At 70.1% G+C, this 14,867-nt stretch carries 11 protein-coding genes and 2 tRNA genes; 2 read left to right on the top strand and 11 right to left on the bottom strand.

Annotated features, from left to right (window positions below; genetic code table 11):
- Nucleotides 1–36: 36 nt before the first annotated feature.
- A complete protein-coding gene (locus Q0817_RS11365) occupies nt 37–909 on the top strand; it encodes a hypothetical protein (RefSeq protein ID WP_298587432.1) in 873 nt (290 codons plus the stop codon).
- 75 nt (nt 910–984) lie between these two features.
- On the opposite strand, the gene Q0817_RS11360 is transcribed toward Q0817_RS11365, so the two are convergent.
- The 11 genes from Q0817_RS11360 to dnaA all read right to left on the bottom strand — a co-directional run bounded on the left by Q0817_RS11360 (nt 985) and on the right by dnaA (nt 14,025).
- Entirely contained in the window at nt 985–2,304 is a 1,320-nt protein-coding gene (locus tag Q0817_RS11360) for an Nramp family divalent metal transporter (RefSeq protein ID WP_298587429.1), read from the bottom strand.
- 194 nt (nt 2,305–2,498) lie between these two features.
- Nucleotides 2,499–2,574 (bottom strand) — tRNA-Ala (locus Q0817_RS11355).
- A gap of 12 nt (nt 2,575–2,586) precedes the next feature.
- Nucleotides 2,587–2,709 (bottom strand): hypothetical protein, encoded by a 123-nt coding sequence (locus tag Q0817_RS11350; RefSeq protein WP_269433307.1) that lies wholly within the window; start codon nt 2,707–2,709, stop codon nt 2,587–2,589.
- A gap of 33 nt (nt 2,710–2,742) precedes the next feature.
- Nucleotides 2,743–2,816 (bottom strand) — tRNA-Ile (locus Q0817_RS11345).
- Nucleotides 2,817–2,910: 94 nt separating this feature from the next.
- Complete coding sequence (locus tag Q0817_RS11340; RefSeq protein ID WP_298587422.1) at nt 2,911–3,525, bottom strand: DUF3566 domain-containing protein; 615 nt, start codon at nt 3,523–3,525, stop codon at nt 2,911–2,913.
- The gene (gyrA, locus tag Q0817_RS11335) at nt 3,522–6,215 is read right to left on the bottom strand and encodes a DNA gyrase subunit A (RefSeq protein ID WP_298587419.1); all 2,694 of its coding nucleotides are present in this window, start codon (nt 6,213–6,215) and stop codon (nt 3,522–3,524) included. Before gyrA ends, Q0817_RS11340 begins: the two co-directional genes overlap by 4 nt.
- Nucleotides 6,216–6,305: 90 nt before the next feature.
- Nucleotides 6,306–8,393 carry a DNA topoisomerase (ATP-hydrolyzing) subunit B gene (gene gyrB / locus Q0817_RS11330; RefSeq protein ID WP_298587416.1) on the bottom strand — a complete coding sequence of 696 codons (2,088 nt, stop codon included), beginning with the start codon at nt 8,391–8,393 and terminating at the stop codon, nt 6,306–6,308.
- Nucleotides 8,394–8,743: 350 nt separating this feature from the next.
- A complete protein-coding gene (locus Q0817_RS11325; RefSeq protein WP_366139873.1) occupies nt 8,744–9,424 on the bottom strand; it encodes a DciA family protein in 681 nt (226 codons plus the stop codon).
- Nucleotides 9,421–10,641: a DNA replication/repair protein RecF gene (gene recF / locus Q0817_RS11320; protein ID WP_298587413.1), complete on the bottom strand. Its 1,221-nt coding sequence runs from the start codon at nt 10,639–10,641 to the stop codon at nt 9,421–9,423. Before recF ends, Q0817_RS11325 begins: the two co-directional genes overlap by 4 nt.
- Before the next feature lie 36 nt (nt 10,642–10,677).
- Nucleotides 10,678–11,802: a DNA polymerase III subunit beta gene (dnaN, locus tag Q0817_RS11315; RefSeq protein WP_298587410.1), complete on the bottom strand. Its 1,125-nt coding sequence runs from the start codon at nt 11,800–11,802 to the stop codon at nt 10,678–10,680.
- Between the two features lie 630 nt (nt 11,803–12,432).
- Nucleotides 12,433–14,025 carry a chromosomal replication initiator protein DnaA gene (dnaA, locus tag Q0817_RS11310; protein WP_298587560.1) on the bottom strand — a complete coding sequence of 531 codons (1,593 nt, stop codon included), beginning with the start codon at nt 14,023–14,025 and terminating at the stop codon, nt 12,433–12,435.
- Between the two features lie 649 nt (nt 14,026–14,674).
- Here dnaA and rpmH point away from each other — a divergent pair.
- Nucleotides 14,675–14,812 (top strand): 50S ribosomal protein L34, encoded by a 138-nt coding sequence (gene rpmH / locus Q0817_RS11305; protein ID WP_019181680.1) that lies wholly within the window; start codon nt 14,675–14,677, stop codon nt 14,810–14,812.
- Nucleotides 14,813–14,867: the final 55 nt, after the last annotated feature.

The raw sequence follows: 14,867 nt of genomic DNA, 5'->3' as shown, positions 1-14,867 counted from the left end.
ACAGTGGATTGTCACGACCCGAGGAGGGATGGATTCATGAGCTTCAAGAAGTCCAAGAGCGAGAAGAAGGCCGTCGCGGCGCAGAAGGCCACGGAGAGCAAGGTCCTGGACGCCGGGAAGTGGGCGTCCAAGGAGATCGGTGATCTCGCGCCCCGGCTCCAGCACAGCGTTGAGGCGGGTGCCGCGGCCCTGGCCGGTGGCGTCGCGACCGCCGGCCCCAAGGTCCAGGAGGGACTGGGCCGTGCGCACGAGTTCTCCGACTCCGCGAAGCTGAAGGCGGCCGCGGTGACCGCCCCGGTCGCGGCGAAGGCCGCCAAGACCGCGGGCCCCGTGGCTGCGAAGGCCGCCGACCGCGCCTCCGAGAGCCGTGCCGCGATGCAGGCGAAGTACGCCGGCGCCGCCGCCCTGCTGGCGGGCAAGTTCGCCGACGCGGACACCCCGGAGCAGCTCGAGGCCATCGTCGCCAAGCTCACCGGTGACAAGAAGGCCGTGGCGAACGCGAAGAAGGCCGCCGCGAAGGTCGCCAAGGACTACGCCAAGCAGCAGAAGAAGGCCGAGAAGTCCCACAAGGGCCTGCTGCTGCTGGGCCTGCTCGTGGCCGGTGGTGTCGCCGGCGTGGCCGCCTGGAAGGCGTCGCGCCCCGTCGAGGACCCCTGGAAGACCCCCGCGGCCACGTCCCCGCGCGTGACCGCGTCCCCGGTGGCCCAGCAGTCCACCGTGGCCGCCGGCACCGGCGTGCAGGTCGACGACGTCAAGGACGCGACCACCCCGGCCGGCCAGTCCGGCGGTGTCTCGGAGGCGGCCTCCGAGGTCAAGGACAACGCCAAGGCCGTCGGTGACGACGCCAAGACCACGATCCACGAGGTCAAGGAGCAGATCCAGGGCAAGAAGGACGAGAACGAGGCCTGATCCCCGCCCGTTCGGGCAGAGGCCCCCGCTCCCGGGAGGGAGCGGGGGCCTCTGCCGTTGCGGGGGACCTGCCGCTCAGCCCTGGAACCAGACGATCACGTCCTGGAGCGTGTCCCACGCCTGGTAGAGGCCGAGCACGGTGAACAGCACCACGCACACGGCGAGCATGACGTTCGTGAAGACGCCGTTGCGCCAGCGCTCGGGCGTGCGCCGCGTGTTGAGCAGCCAGATCAGGGTCAGGGCCAGGAACGGCATGAACAGGGCGCCCAGCACGCCGTAGAGGAGGATCAGGAACACCGGCCGGCCCAGCATGAACAGGAGCATGGGCGGGAACGTCAGCCACAGCAGGTAGAACCGGAAGTACTTGCCGCCGGTCACGGTGTCCGGGTGCCCGCTGTGCTTGCCGCGGATGTTGCCCCAGAAATCGGCGAACATCAGGGAGACGCCGGACCACACGCCGACCAGCGAGGAGAAGGACGCCGCCCAGAAGCCGACGAGGAACGCGGTGCCGATGACGTCGCCGTAGCGGTCCTTGAGGATCTCGCCCAGTTCGAGCAGTCCTTCGTCCCCGGCGCTGATCGCGTAGCCCGCGGAGTAGAGCACCTCGACGCCCACGATGAGCATCGCGACCACGAAGATGCCCGTGACGGTGTAGGCGGCCGCGTTGTCCAGCTGCATCACCCGCATCCAGCGCGGCCGGTACCAGCCCTTCTCCCGCAGCCAGTAGCCGTAGGCGGCCAGGGTGATGGTGCCGCCGATCCCGCCGGCCAGCGCGAGGGTGTAGACCAGCCCGCCCTCCGGGATGACCGGCACGAAGCCGCGGATCATGTCGGGGACGTTCGGGACCGCGATGACCGCCAGCCCCACGACCACGACGAACATGATGCCGACCATGAGCGCGGCGAGCCGCTCCACGAGGGCGTAGCGGCCGAACCAGACCATGGAGAAGCCGAGCAGTCCCATGAAGATCGCCCACGCCCACAGGGGCAGGACCGGGAACAGGGCCGCCAGCGGCAGGGCGGCCGAGGACATGGCGGTAGCGCCGTAGACGAACCCCCAGATGATGATGTAGGGGCCGAAGTAGACGGTGGTCCACCGGCCCAGGGAGCGCCATCCCTCGAAGATGGTGCGCCCGGTGGCCAGGGAGTACCGCCCGGCGCCCTCGACGAGGATGATCTTCAGGACCGTGCCGAGCACGACCGCCCAGAGCAGGCCGTAGCCGAACCGGGAACCGGCGGTGAGCGTGGCCACGAGGTCCGCGGCGCCCACACCGGTGGCCGCGACCACCAGTCCCGGTCCCACGACCTTCCAGCCGCTGACCTTCTCGAGCGGTTCGCCGGGGTCGATGCCCGGCAGGGGGGTGAGCGCCTTGTCGGCGAAGTCGTCTCGGGGCATGGCTTCTCCTGGGTTCCGGGCGGCTCAGCCGGCTGCGGCCGGGGAGCTCGCCAGGAGGACGAGCGGGGACGCGCCCAGTCTGCCACGAGATCCCCGCTCCGACGTGCGGAGAGCCCTGGTGCGGAGCCTGCGCGGTGACCCGGTCCGGAGACGACGGGATCCCGACCGAGCGTGTGCTCGATCGGGATCCGATGTGGTGGAGACGAGGGGACTCGAACCCCTAACCCTCTGCTTGCAAAGCAGATGCGCTACCAATTGCGCCACGTCCCCGCGGTGTCCGGGCTACTCCACCTCGTCGGTGGCGTCCGCCCAGGCGGACCTGTCGGCGTCGGCCTCCCGCAGCTTGGTGAGCACCGCGACCGACGCCCCGACCAGGGCGAGGGCCGCAGCCACTTTCCTGTTCACGCCTGCCTCCTGACCTGCGGAAAAGGGCAACCGTGGGCGTACCAGGAATTGAACCTGGGACCTCTTCGTTATCAGCGAAGCGCTCTAACCGTCTGAGCTATACGCCCTCTTGCGGCCCTTGCGGACCGAGAAGAAACGATACCGGAGTTGCCGACCCGTGCCAAATCCCCGGCCGGGCCGGTCTCCCGCGTCCGCGCCGGATCAGTCGTCCGTGAGGGTGAGCCCGATCCCGCCCACGAGGGCCGCCGCGATGTTGTACAGGAGCGCTGCGAGCACCGACAGGGCGGTCAGCAGGATGACGTTGACCACGGAGACGATGGTCGCGAAGATCGCGATCTGGCCCAGGGACAGGAAGTCCTTGATGTCCAGGGCCCCGCCCGCGCCACCCAGCATCCCGAGCAGCTCGTTGATCCCGTCGAACAGGCCGGTGAGGTCCAGGACGATCCACAGCACCACCGCGGCGACCACGGTGATGATCCCCAGCGCGACCGACAGCAGGAACGCGAGCTTGAGCACCGACCAGGTGTCCACCTTCGAGACCACGAGCCGGGCCCGGCGCACCCGGGGGCGCGGGGCCGGGCGGACCAGGCCCTTCGTGGAGCTCGCGGGCCTGGAGCTCTTGGCCGGGGCGGAGCCGGACGCGGTGGGACCCGACCGGGCCGGTCCGGAGCCGGACTTCGCCGGCTTCGGCGCGGTCCGGGCGCTCGTCGAGGGCCTCGCCGTCCCGGACGGCGCCCCGGTCCCCGTCCGGGGCGCGGACGCGAGGGGGGCGCGTCCGGACTTGCCGGCGGCGTTGGAGCCGGAACTCGAGCTCATGCGTTACCTCCGTAGTTGTTCGGGTCCAACGCTACTTCATCGTCCGTGGTGTCCCCGGAACCGGGGACGGAACCGAGCTCGTCGTCCGCCCCGGCGTCCAGGACGTCGGCCGTCTCCATCGTCTCGTCGAGCTGGTCGTCGACCTCGGCCACGGCCTCGGCGTCGACCTCCTCGGCGATCTCCCGGTCCGCGTTGCGGGCCACGCCGGTGATCGCGTCACCCTGCGCGGGCTTCGCGAAGATCACGCCCATCGTGTCCCGGCCCTTGGCCGGGACCTCGGAGGCGCCGGTGCGCACGACCTTGCCGGACTCCATGACCACGAGGACCTCGTCCTCCTCGCCCACGATGATCCCGCCGACCAGCCGGCCGCGCTGCTCCGCGAGCTTCGCCACCTTGATGCCGATGCCGCCGCGGCCCTGCACCCGGTACTCCTCCACCTTGGTGCGCTTGGCGTAGCCGCCCTCGGTGACCACGAAGACGTAGGCGTCGTCGGTGACCACGTTGGCGGAGAGCAGCTCGTCGCCGTCGCGGAACTTCATCCCGGTGACGCCGGAGGTGGCCCGCCCCATGGGACGCAGCACCTCGTCGCTCGCGGTGAAGCGCAGGGACATGCCGTTGCGGGAGACCAGGAGCAGGTCGTCCTCCGCGGACGCCAGCTGGGCCGAGACGAGCTCGTCGTCGTCGCGCAGGTTGATCGCGATCACCCCGGCCGTGCGGTTGGTGTCGTAGTCCATCAGCCGGGACTTCTTGACGAGGCCCTTGCGGGTGGCGAGCACCAGGTACGGGGCGTCGCTGTACGAGCGCAGCTCCATGACCTGCGCGATCCGCTCCCCCGGCTGGAAGGCCATCAGGTTGGCCACGTGCTGGCCCTTGGAGTCACGGCCCGCCTCGAGCAGCTCGTACGCCTTGGTGCGGTAGACCCGGCCCAGGTTCGTGAAGAACAGGATCCAGTTGTGGGTGGTGGTGACGAAGAAGTGCTCGACGACGTCGTCCCCGCGCAGCTGTGCGCCCTTGACGCCCTTGCCGCCGCGCCGCTGCGAGCGGTACTGGTCGGAGCGCGTGCGCTTGACGTATCCGCCGCGGGTGATGGTCACGACCATCTCCTCCTCGGGGATCAGGTCCTCCATCGACATGTCGCCGTCGTAGCCGTACATGATCTCGGACCGGCGGTCGTCGCCGTAGCGGCTCACGATCTCCTCGAGCTCGGAGGAGATGATGCCGCGCTGGCGCTCCTCGGAGGCGATGATCTCGGTGTACTCGGCGATGAGCCGCTCGAGCTCCGCGTGCCGGTCCTGGATCTTCTGCCGCTCGAGGGCCGCGAGCCGGCGCAGCTGCATGTTGAGGATGGCCTGCGCCTGGTCCTCGTCGATCTGCAGGAGCTCCATGAGCCCGGTGCGGGCGTCGTCGGCCGTCGGGGAGCGGCGGATGAGCGCGATGACCTCGTCGAGGGCGTCGAGCGCCTTGAGCAGGCCCCGCAGGATGTGGGCCTCGGCCTCGGCCTGCCGCAGGCGGTACTGGGTGCGGCGGACGATGACGTCCATCTGGTGGGTGACCCAGTGCCGGATGAACGCGTCGAGGCTCAGGGTGCGGGGCACCCCGTCCACGAGCGCGAGCATGTTGGCGGAGAAGTTGTCCTGCAGCTGCGTGTGCTTGTACAGGTTGTTGAGCACCACCTTCGCCACGGCGTCGCGCTTGAGCACGATCACCAGGCGCTGGCCGGTGCGCCCGGAGGTCTCGTCCCGGATGTCGGCGATCCCGGTGATCCGGCCGTCCTTGACCAGGTCCGCGATCTTCATCGCGAGGTTGTCCGGGTTCGCCTGGTAGGGCAGCTCGGTGACCACCAGGCAGGTGCGGTTGTGGATCTCCTCGACGCTGACCACGGCGCGCATGGCGATCGAGCCCCGGCCGGTGCGGTAGGCGTCCTCGATGCCCTTGTGGCCGAGGATCTGCGCGCCGGTCGGGAAGTCCGGGCCCTTGATCCGCTGCAGGAGCTCCTCGAGCAGCACCTCGTTGGAGACGTCCGGGTGCTGGAGGTACCACTGCACGCCGTCAGCGACCTCGCGCAGGTTGTGCGGCGGGATGTTCGTCGCCATGCCCACGGCGATGCCGGAGGAGCCGTTGACCAGCAGGTTGGGGAACCGGGACGGCAGCACCGACGGCTCCTGGTTCTTGCCGTCGTAGTTGTCCTGGAAGTCGACGGTCTCCTCGTGGATGTCCCGGACCATCTCCATGGCGATGGGCGCCATCTTGGTCTCGGTGTACCGGGGCGCCGCCGCGCCGTCGTTGCCCGGGGAGCCGAAGTTGCCCTGGCCCAGGGCGAGCGGATAGCGCATCACCCAGCCCTGGATCAGCCGCACGAGGGCGTCGTAGATCGCGGAGTCGCCGTGCGGGTGGTACTGGCCCATGACCTCGCCCACCACGCGGGCGCACTTGTTGAAGGAGCGGTCCGGGCGGTAGCCGCCGTCGTACATCGCGTACAGCACGCGGCGGTGCACCGGCTTGAGCCCGTCGCGGACGTCCGGCAGGGCGCGTCCCACGATGACGGCCATGGCGTAGTCGAGGTAGGACCGCTGCATCTCGGTCTGCAGGTCCACCTGCTCCACGCGGTCGGTCAGCACGGGGGTGTGCTCGAGGTCGCCCGCGAGGCCGGCGTCCTCGGGGGTCTGGCCGTCCTGGGTCTCGTCACTCATGCGGTCTTTCCGTTCTGTCTGCTGGTCCTCGGTGTCCTGCGCAGGTCCCGCCCCCGGCCATTGCATGCCGGACGAGACATATGTCGCGGATCAGATGTCGAGGAACCGGATGTCCTTGGCGTTCTGCTGGATGAACTCGCGGCGGGACTCGACGTCCTCGCCCATGAGCACGGAGAAGATCTGGTCCGCGGCGGCCGCGTCCTCCATGGTCACCTGCAGCAGGGTGCGGTGGTCGGGGTCCATCGTGGTGTCCCACAGCTCGGTGTAGTCCATCTCGCCGAGGCCCTTGTAGCGCTGGATCCCGTTCTCCCTGGGGATGCGCTGGTTGTTGGCGAGCCCGCGCGCCAGCGCCTCGTCCCGCTCGGCGTCCGTGTAGACGTAGTCGTGCGGGGCGTTGGACCACTTGATCCGGTACAGCGGCGGCTGGGCCAGGTAGACGAAGCCGTGCTCGATGAGCGGGCGCATGAACCGGAACAGCAGCGTCAGCAGCAGCGTGGTGATGTGCTGGCCGTCCACGTCCGCATCGGCCATCAGCACGATCTTGTGGTAACGGGCCTTCGCGATGTCGAAGTCGTCGCCGATGCCCGCGCCGAAGGCGGTGATCATCGACTGGACCTCGGCGTTGGACAGCGCCCGGTCCAGCCGCGCGCGCTCCACGTTGAGGATCTTGCCGCGCAGGGGCAGGATCGCCTGGTGCGCGGGGTCGCGGCCCTGCACCGCAGAACCGCCCGCGGAGTCGCCCTCCACGATGTAGATCTCGGACAGGGACGGGTCCTTGGAGGAGCAGTCCTTGAGCTTGCCCGGCATCCCGCCCGACTCGAGCAGACCCTTGCGCCGGGTGGTCTCGCGCGCCTTGCGGGCCGCCAGCCGGGCCTGCGAGGCGTTGATGGCCTTGCGGATGATCTCCCGCGCGGCGGCCGGGTTGCGCTCGAGCCAGTCGCCGAACCGGTTGTTCACCTCGCGCTGGACGAAGGTCTTCGCCTCGGAGTTGCCGAGCTTGGTCTTCGTCTGGCCCTCGAACTGGGGTTCGGCCAGCTTGATCGAGATGACGGCCGTGAGGCCCTCGCGGACGTCGTCGCCCGTGAGGTTCTCGTCCTTGTCCCGGAGCAGCTTGTTCTCCCGGGCGTAGCGGTTCACGAGGGAGGTCATGGCCGAGCGGAAGCCCTCCTCGTGGGTGCCGCCCTCGTGGGTGTTGATCGTGTTCGCGTACGTGTGCACGGACTCGGTGTAGGCCGTGGTCCACTGCATGGCGAGCTCGAGGGACATCTTCCGCTCCGTGTCCTCGGACTCGAGCGCGATGACGTCGTCGTGGACGAGGTCGGCCTTCTTGGACGTGTTCAGGAACGTCACGTAGTCGAGCAGGCCGTGGTCGTACTTGTAGACGACCCGGCGGTGGCCGGAGCCGTCCTGGTCCTCGTGGTTGAGCCGGGCCACGTCGGTGCCGCCGTCACGGCCCTCGACCGGCTCGGCGTCCGCGTGGACGGCGGTGCGGTCCGAGGCGGAGCCGGCGATCTCCTCGCCGGACTCCTCCGGGGCGCGCTCGTCCGTCAGGGTGATCCGCAGGCCCTTGTTGAGGAACGCCATCTGCTGGAAGCGGGCCCGCAGCGTCTCGAAGTCGAAGTCGACGGTCTCGAAGATCCCGGGGTCCGGGTAGAAGACCTGGGTGGTGCCGGTCTCCGACGTCTCCTCGCCCCGGACCAGCTCCCCCTGGGGCATGCCGCCGTCGGCGAAGAGCATCCGCCAGACGTGGCCCTGGCGCCGCACCTCGGTCTCGACGCGCCGGGACAGCGCGTTGACCACGGAGATGCCCACGCCGTGCAGCCCGCCGGAGACGGCGTAGCCGCCGCCCCCGAACTTGCCGCCCGCGTGCAGGATGGTCATGACGACCTCGACGGTGGGCCGGCCCTCGGTGGGGTGGATGTCCACGGGGATGCCGCGGCCGTTGTCCACGACCTTGACGCCGCCGTCCGCCTGGAGGGTGATCTCGATGTGGTCGCAGTAGCCGGCCAGGGCCTCGTCGACCGAGTTGTCGACCACCTCGTACACGAGGTGGTGCAGTCCCCGCGGGCCGGTCGAGCCGATGTACATGCCGGGACGCTTGCGGACGGCCTCGAGACCTTCCAGGACGGTGATGTCACCGGCACCGTACTCGCGCTTCTGTGGATCCTCTGTTGCCACGGGTTCCTGGCTCCTCCTGTTGGGCACACCGGTCCCGCTCCGGACGGCACAAGAGAACGCCGATGAGACGTTCGACGGCTCATCGGCTCGTGCAGGGTCGGAACGGGTCGACGTCTCCGGGTGCCCGCGCCGCGGGCGGGGTGGTCGCGATCGGCCGTGGGGGCCCGGTCCGTCGATTGCTGTCTGGTGTCGATTCTATCGGAAAACCGTGGCCCCGGGGTGCTCGCAAGCCCCTCTGAACGGCCTGGAAAGGCCCTCAGGACCACTTTTCTTCCGCTCCGCGACCCCCGGGACGCCCCCGGGGGGCCGCAGCGCGCCACGAGGCCGCTCAGCGGTCCGGGCCGTCCGCGTCATCCGTAGGTGTCGCGGGGCCCGCGGCCCTGCACCGAGCGGCGGCCGCGCTTCCAGCTCGGGGCCGTGGGGCCGAGGATCTCGATCCGGGTGACGATGCCCTCCCCCAGGTGCTCGTCGAACATGCGCAGCAGCTGCGGAACCATGAGCCGGAGGTTCGCCGCGTAGGCGGTCGAGTCGCACCGGACCCGCACCACGGTCTCGTCGAAGCTCTCCGGCCGGCAGTGCCCGGCGATGCCCGGACCCACGAGGTCGTCCCAGCGGGAGAGCACCGAGCCCACGGCGACCGGCGCCTTCCAGCCGCGGCCGGACACGAGCCCGTCCAGCACCGAGCCGACGCCCCGGGGGTCGCGGGCGGAGCGCCCTGCTCCGGAGTACCCGCCGAGCGCCCTCGGGTCCACGTCGTTGCCCCGGCGTCCGAGGCGCTCGGCGGGCGACGCGGTGGCCGACTCCATGGCCGCGCCGAAGCCCTTGAGGTTGCGCCGCGCGGCGGCTCCGTGGAGCCGGCCGTCCCCGCGGGCCTCCGCGGCGTGGCGCATCCGGGTGAGCAGCGCCGCCGGTGCGTCGATCTCGTCCTCGATCCGCACGACGTTCGCCTCGGGAACGGGCGGCTCGGGGACGGGCCACCCGTCGGGCTCGTCGGGACCGGGACGGCGGTCCCCCCGCTCGGGCCCGGTCACGACGACGACGCCTCCCCGGGCTCCGGACCGGTGTTTGCGGGCGCCGGCTCGTCGTCCCGGACGGCTGTGCCGGGGCCCACCCGCACGACGTCGTGCGGACCGGCGACGAGCTCGGCCGGCAGGTCCTCCTCGACCGCGGCGGTCACGAGCACCTGCTCCGCGGAGGCCACGATCGCGGCGAGGCGGCTGCGGCGGCGGGCGTCGAGCTCCGCGAACACGTCGTCCAGGACGAGGATCGGTGCCGCGCCCTCCGTGGGGTCGTCCGCGAGGTGCACGTACCAGGAGCCGAGCCGGAGCGCGAGGGCGTAGGACCAGGTCTCGCCGTGCGAGGCGTAGCCCCGGGCCGGAGCCTCACCGAGCAGCAGCTCGAGCTCGTCGCGGTGCGGGCCCACGAGCGTCATCCCCCGCTCGAGCTCCCGCTGCTCCGAGACCTCGCACGCGTCGAGGATCAGCTGGTGGAGGTCGGCCGGGGTGAACCCGCGCAGTCGTTCGACGTCCCCGGCCGCGCTCTCGGGCAGGACCGAGGACACGTAGCGCAGCGTCGTCCTCTTGCTCCCGTCCGTGAGTTGGCCGTAGGCGGTCGCGACCTGGGGCGCCAGGGCGTCGATGAGCTGCAGGCGCGCGTGCAGGATGCCGGCCCCGGCGCGGGCGAACTGGTCGTTCCACGCGGCGAGGGTCGACCGGTGGGTGTCCGTGAACCGGCCGCTGCGGCGGGCGGACTTCAGCAGCGCGTTGCGCTGCCTGAGCACCTTCTCGTAGTCGGCCAGGGTCCCGGCGAGGACCGGGCGCATGGACTTCGCGAGGTCGTCGAGGAAGCGCCTGCGGTGGGAGGGGTCGCCCTTTACCAGGGCCAGGTCCTCCGGGGAGAACAGGACGGTCCGCACGATGCCCAGGGCGTCCCGGGCCCGCACCGGGGAGGCCCGGTTGATGCGCACCCGGTTGGCGCGGCCGTCGTTGAGCTCGAGCTCCAGGACGGTCTGCTGCCCGCCGCGCCGCACCCGGACGCGGACGATCGCGCGCTCGGCGCCGAAGCGGATCAGCGGCCCGTCGGAGGACACGCGGTGGGAGGAGAGGCCCGCCGTGTAGTCCAGGGCCTCGACGATGTTCGTCTTGCCCACGCCGTTGGGCCCCAGGAACACGGTGGTCCCGGGAGCGAGACGTATGTCCAGATGGGCATACGTCCGGTAGTCGAGCAGCGAGAGATGGTCGACGAACACGCCGGGATCAGCAGCTTCCGGTTCCGGGCCGGCCGGTCACTGGCTGGGGAGCCGCACCGGCATCAGCAGGTACTTGTAGTCGTCCTTGTCCTCGCCCTCGGGCTCGGCCTGGGCGGAGAGCACGGCCGGCTTGGGCGGGGCGGTGAAGGAGAACCGGACGTAGTCGGAGTCGAAGGCGTGCAGGCCCTCGGACAGATACGTCGGGTTGAACGCCACGGTGATGTCGTCGCCCGTGAGGTGCGCGTCGAGGACCTCCGAGGCCTGGGCGTCCTCACCGGTCCCGGCGTCCAGCGCCACCTGGCCCTGGGTGAAGGCCAGGCGCACGGGGGTGTTGCGCTCGGCCACGAGCGAGACGCGACGGACGGCCTCGACGAGCTCCGTGGTGCGCACCGCGGCGGTGATCGGCGTGTGCTCCGGGAACAGCGAACGGATCTTGGGGTACTCGCCGTCGATGAGCAGGCTCGTGGTGCGGCGGCCGCCGGACTCGAAGCCGACGAGCTCCGCGGAGTCGGACAGCGCGATGTTGATGTCACCGGCCGGGCCGAGGGTCTTGGCGATGTCGTTGAGGGTGCGGGCCTTGATCAGGGCGGCCGTCGAAATGTCCTGGGCACTGGGCCGCCAGGTGAGCTCGCGCATCGCGAGCCGGTACCGGTCCGTGGCGAGCAGCGTCATCTTCTCGCCCTCGATCTCCACCCGGACGCCGGTGAGGATGGGCAGGGTGTCGTCCTTGCTCGCCGCGATGTTGACCTGCGCCACGGCGTGGGCGAACTCGTCGCCGGCCACCACGCCGGAGACGTCCGGCAGGGCGGGGAGCTCGGGGTAGTCGGCGACCGGCATGGCGGCGAGGTTGAACCGGGAGGACCGGCAGGTCAGGGTCACCTTGCCCTCGTCGGCGTGCACCTCGACCGGGGCGGAGGGCAGGGACCGGCAGATGTCCGCGAGCAGCCGGCCCGAGACGAGAGTGGTGCCCTCCTCCTGGACGTCGGCGCTGATCGAGAGCCGGGCCGAGATCTCGTAGTCGAAGCTCGCGATGGACAGCTGACCGCCCTCCGCGCGGATGAGCAGACCGGACAGCACGGGGACCGGGGGCCGAGGAGAGAGGGACCGTGCGGTCCAGGTGACGGCCTCGGCGAGAACATCGCGTTCGACGGAGAACTTCACGAGAGGTTGCTGCCTTTCAGTGTGAGCAAGGAGGGCGGAGCCACGATCCCGGGAGGAACCGGTGCCGGCTGCGCCGTGAGGTGCAGCCGGTGCGGACGGGTCTTCGCCCTCTGCATCGTATCGGTCCGTTTCACGGGACGGCCATTCGGCCGCCCCGTGGCGGCTTTCTTGTGGTTCGGGCGTCCGGAACGGCCCGGACGGGGTCGGGGCTCCAGGATTCTTGTTGTTTGGCCGGATCTCTCTTTAAGGATGGGAGTGTTAATAACCGCTGTGGAATCTGTGGATAACTGCCTCTCGGCCAAGCCCTGGGCGGTTCGGGCCTGTTGAGTTCCTGTGGTTCGCGGTCCACCGGAACGACGGCAGCCGGTGGACGAGATCCGCGTGGTTCCGCGGGTTCCACAGCCCTCCCCGGAGTTGTACCGAGGTTCTCCACCGATCGGACCGGGAATTCCACAATTTTATCCACAGGTGTGGGTTCTGTCCTGTGCACAGGCGCTCCACAGGGACGGATCTCCTGTGCAGAGGAGTGCCGGCGGGCCCGGGATCCCGCGGGCGGAGCCTGTGGACGAACTACACGAAAAGGGCCCGGCGGGAGTCCGCCGGGCCCTTCAGGGGTGGGTGAGGTCGTGCTCAGCCCTCGCGCTGCTGCTGCTTGATCCGGTTCGTCAGCTCGGTGACCTGGTTGAAGATCTGCCGCCGCTCGGCCATCAGGGTCCGGATCTTGCGGTCCGCGTGCATCACCGTGGTGTGGTCGCGCCCGCCGAGCTCCTGGCCGATCTTCGGCAAGGACATGTCGGTGAGCTCGCGCAGCAGGTACATCGCGATCTGCCGGGCCGTGACCAGGGTGCGGGTGCGGGACTTGCTCTTGAGCTCCTCGAGGCTGATGTCGAAGTACACCGCGGTCTGGGCCAGGATCGAGGCGGCGGTGATCTCCTGCGCGCCGTCGTCGGTGATGAGGTCCTTGAGCACCAGCTCGGCCAGGGGCAGGTCCACCGACTGCTTGTTCAGCGAGGCGAACGCGGTGACGCGGATCAGGGCGCCCTCGAGCTCGCGGATGTTGGTGGAGATGTGGGAGGCGATGTACTCGAGCACGTCGTCGGGGGCGTCCATGCCCTCGCTCGTGGCCTTCTTGCGCAGGATCGCGATGCGGGTCTCGAGCTCCGGGGGCTGGACGTCGGTGATCAGGCCCCACTCGAAGCGGGAGCGCATGCGCTCGGCGAAGCCGGTGAGCTGCTTGGGCGGCATGTCGGAAGTGATCACGATCTGCTTCTCGTGGTTGTGCAGCGCGTTGAAGGTGTGGAAGAACTCCTCCTGCGTGTGCTCCTTGCCCGCGAGGAACTGGATGTCGTCGATCAGCAGCATGTCCACGTTGCGGTAGATCTCCTTGAAGGAGGAGCCCTCGTCGTCGCGGATCGAGTTGATGAAGTCGTTGGTGAACTCCTCCGAGTTCACGTAGCGCACCCGTACCTGGGGGTAGAGGCGCTTGGCGTAGTGGCCGATCGCGTGGAGCAGGTGCGTCTTGCCCAGTCCGGACTCCCCGTAGATGAAGAGGGGGTTGTAGGCCTTGGCCGGCGTCTCGGCCACCGCGAACGCCGCCGCGTGGGCGAACCGGTTCGACTGGCCGATCACGAACGAGTCGAAGACGTACTTGGGGTTCAGCCGCGCGGAGCTGTCCCACTCCCCCACCACGGCAGGAGCGGTGCCGGTGTCCTGCACGGGGCGGCGCGGCGGCGCGGCCTGCGGGTCCCGCGGCGGCGGCAGGGTCCGGTCGGCGGTGCCCAGGGCGGAACGGGGCGCCGGCTCCACGGGCGGAGCCGTGAGCCCCACGGGCTGCTGGTCGAGGCCCGCGCTCCGCCGGTCGACGTCCACCGCGTCGGCGGTGTCGGCGTGGTCGACCCGCGCGGGCAGGTCGGTGCGGTTGCGCTCGGCCTCGAGCTCGCTGATCGGGGGCAGGGCCGCGGTGGGGGCCGAGGCCCCGGCCTCCGGCGCGGGAGCGGTCTCGAGGTCGGCGTCCACGACGAAGGCCACGAGCGTCTCGTGGCTGAAGGCGCGGCCCACGGAGGACCGGAGCACGGACGCCATCTGGTTCTGGAAGAACTCACGGGTGAGTTCGTTGGGGACCGCGACGAGCAGCGTGGTGCCGATGAGGCCCTGCGGCTGGGCCAGGGAGATGAACCCCCGGTAGCGCCCCGTGGTCAGGGGGTCCTCGTACATGTACTGCACGCATTCCGCCCACTGCGCACTGAGCGCCTGATTGTCCTGCGTGCCCACACGTACTCCTGCTGTCGTCGAGATGTCGTCGGAATGACGAGGCGGTGGACAGATCGTCCCGGCCCCTCGGCGGGGATCTTGTCCACAGCGTTGTTCACAACGGTGGAAAAGCTGTCGGGGGCCAGCCGCGAGTGCCAGCCTAGAACATGCGTCAGGCCGGTTCATAGCCGTTTTCCAGGCCCTCCGGGAACTACAGACGTGTAGTTCGGGCCCTGATCCGCGCGGTTCCGCGGCTGCGGCCGGACCGGTTTTCCACAGGATGTGATGAAGATCCGTGCACAGCTGTGGGTAGGATGTGAACTGCACAGCGGCGCCGGGCATCCCGGGGTCCGGTCCAGCACTCGATCAGCATCCGATACGGCTCCTCCCCGGCCGCCCCGCTCCTTCCGCGGTGGCGTCGGGGCCCGCGGCCACCCACCACCGATTTGACCGTCCCCTGCCCGTTGTCTAGGGTGAAACAGTCTTTTGTGTCCACTGCCATGCCCAGCCGCATGCTCGGACGCATCCACCAGCACCGCTGTGACCGTCCCCCTCGTCCGCGCCGATCCGGTGCGGACGAGCACGAAGGCGGACGCACACCCTGACGCCTTTGGAGTAACCAGTGAGCAAGCGGACTTTTCAGCCGAATAACCGCCGTCGCGCCAAGAAGCACGGCTTCCGTGCCCGGATGCGCACCCGCGCCGGTCGCGCCATCCTCGCCGCCCGCCGCAGCAAGGGCCGCACCGAGCTCTCCGCCTGAGCCGGCCCGTGTCGGCGCCGGCGCTCCCGACGACCGCCCCGCGGCGGGCGCTCGT

This window comes from uncultured Kocuria sp. (assembly GCF_947500125.1).
In the GTDB taxonomy this organism is placed as follows: domain Bacteria; phylum Actinomycetota; class Actinomycetes; order Actinomycetales; family Micrococcaceae; genus Kocuria.
This window is presented reverse-complemented; position numbering and strand designations above follow the sequence as displayed.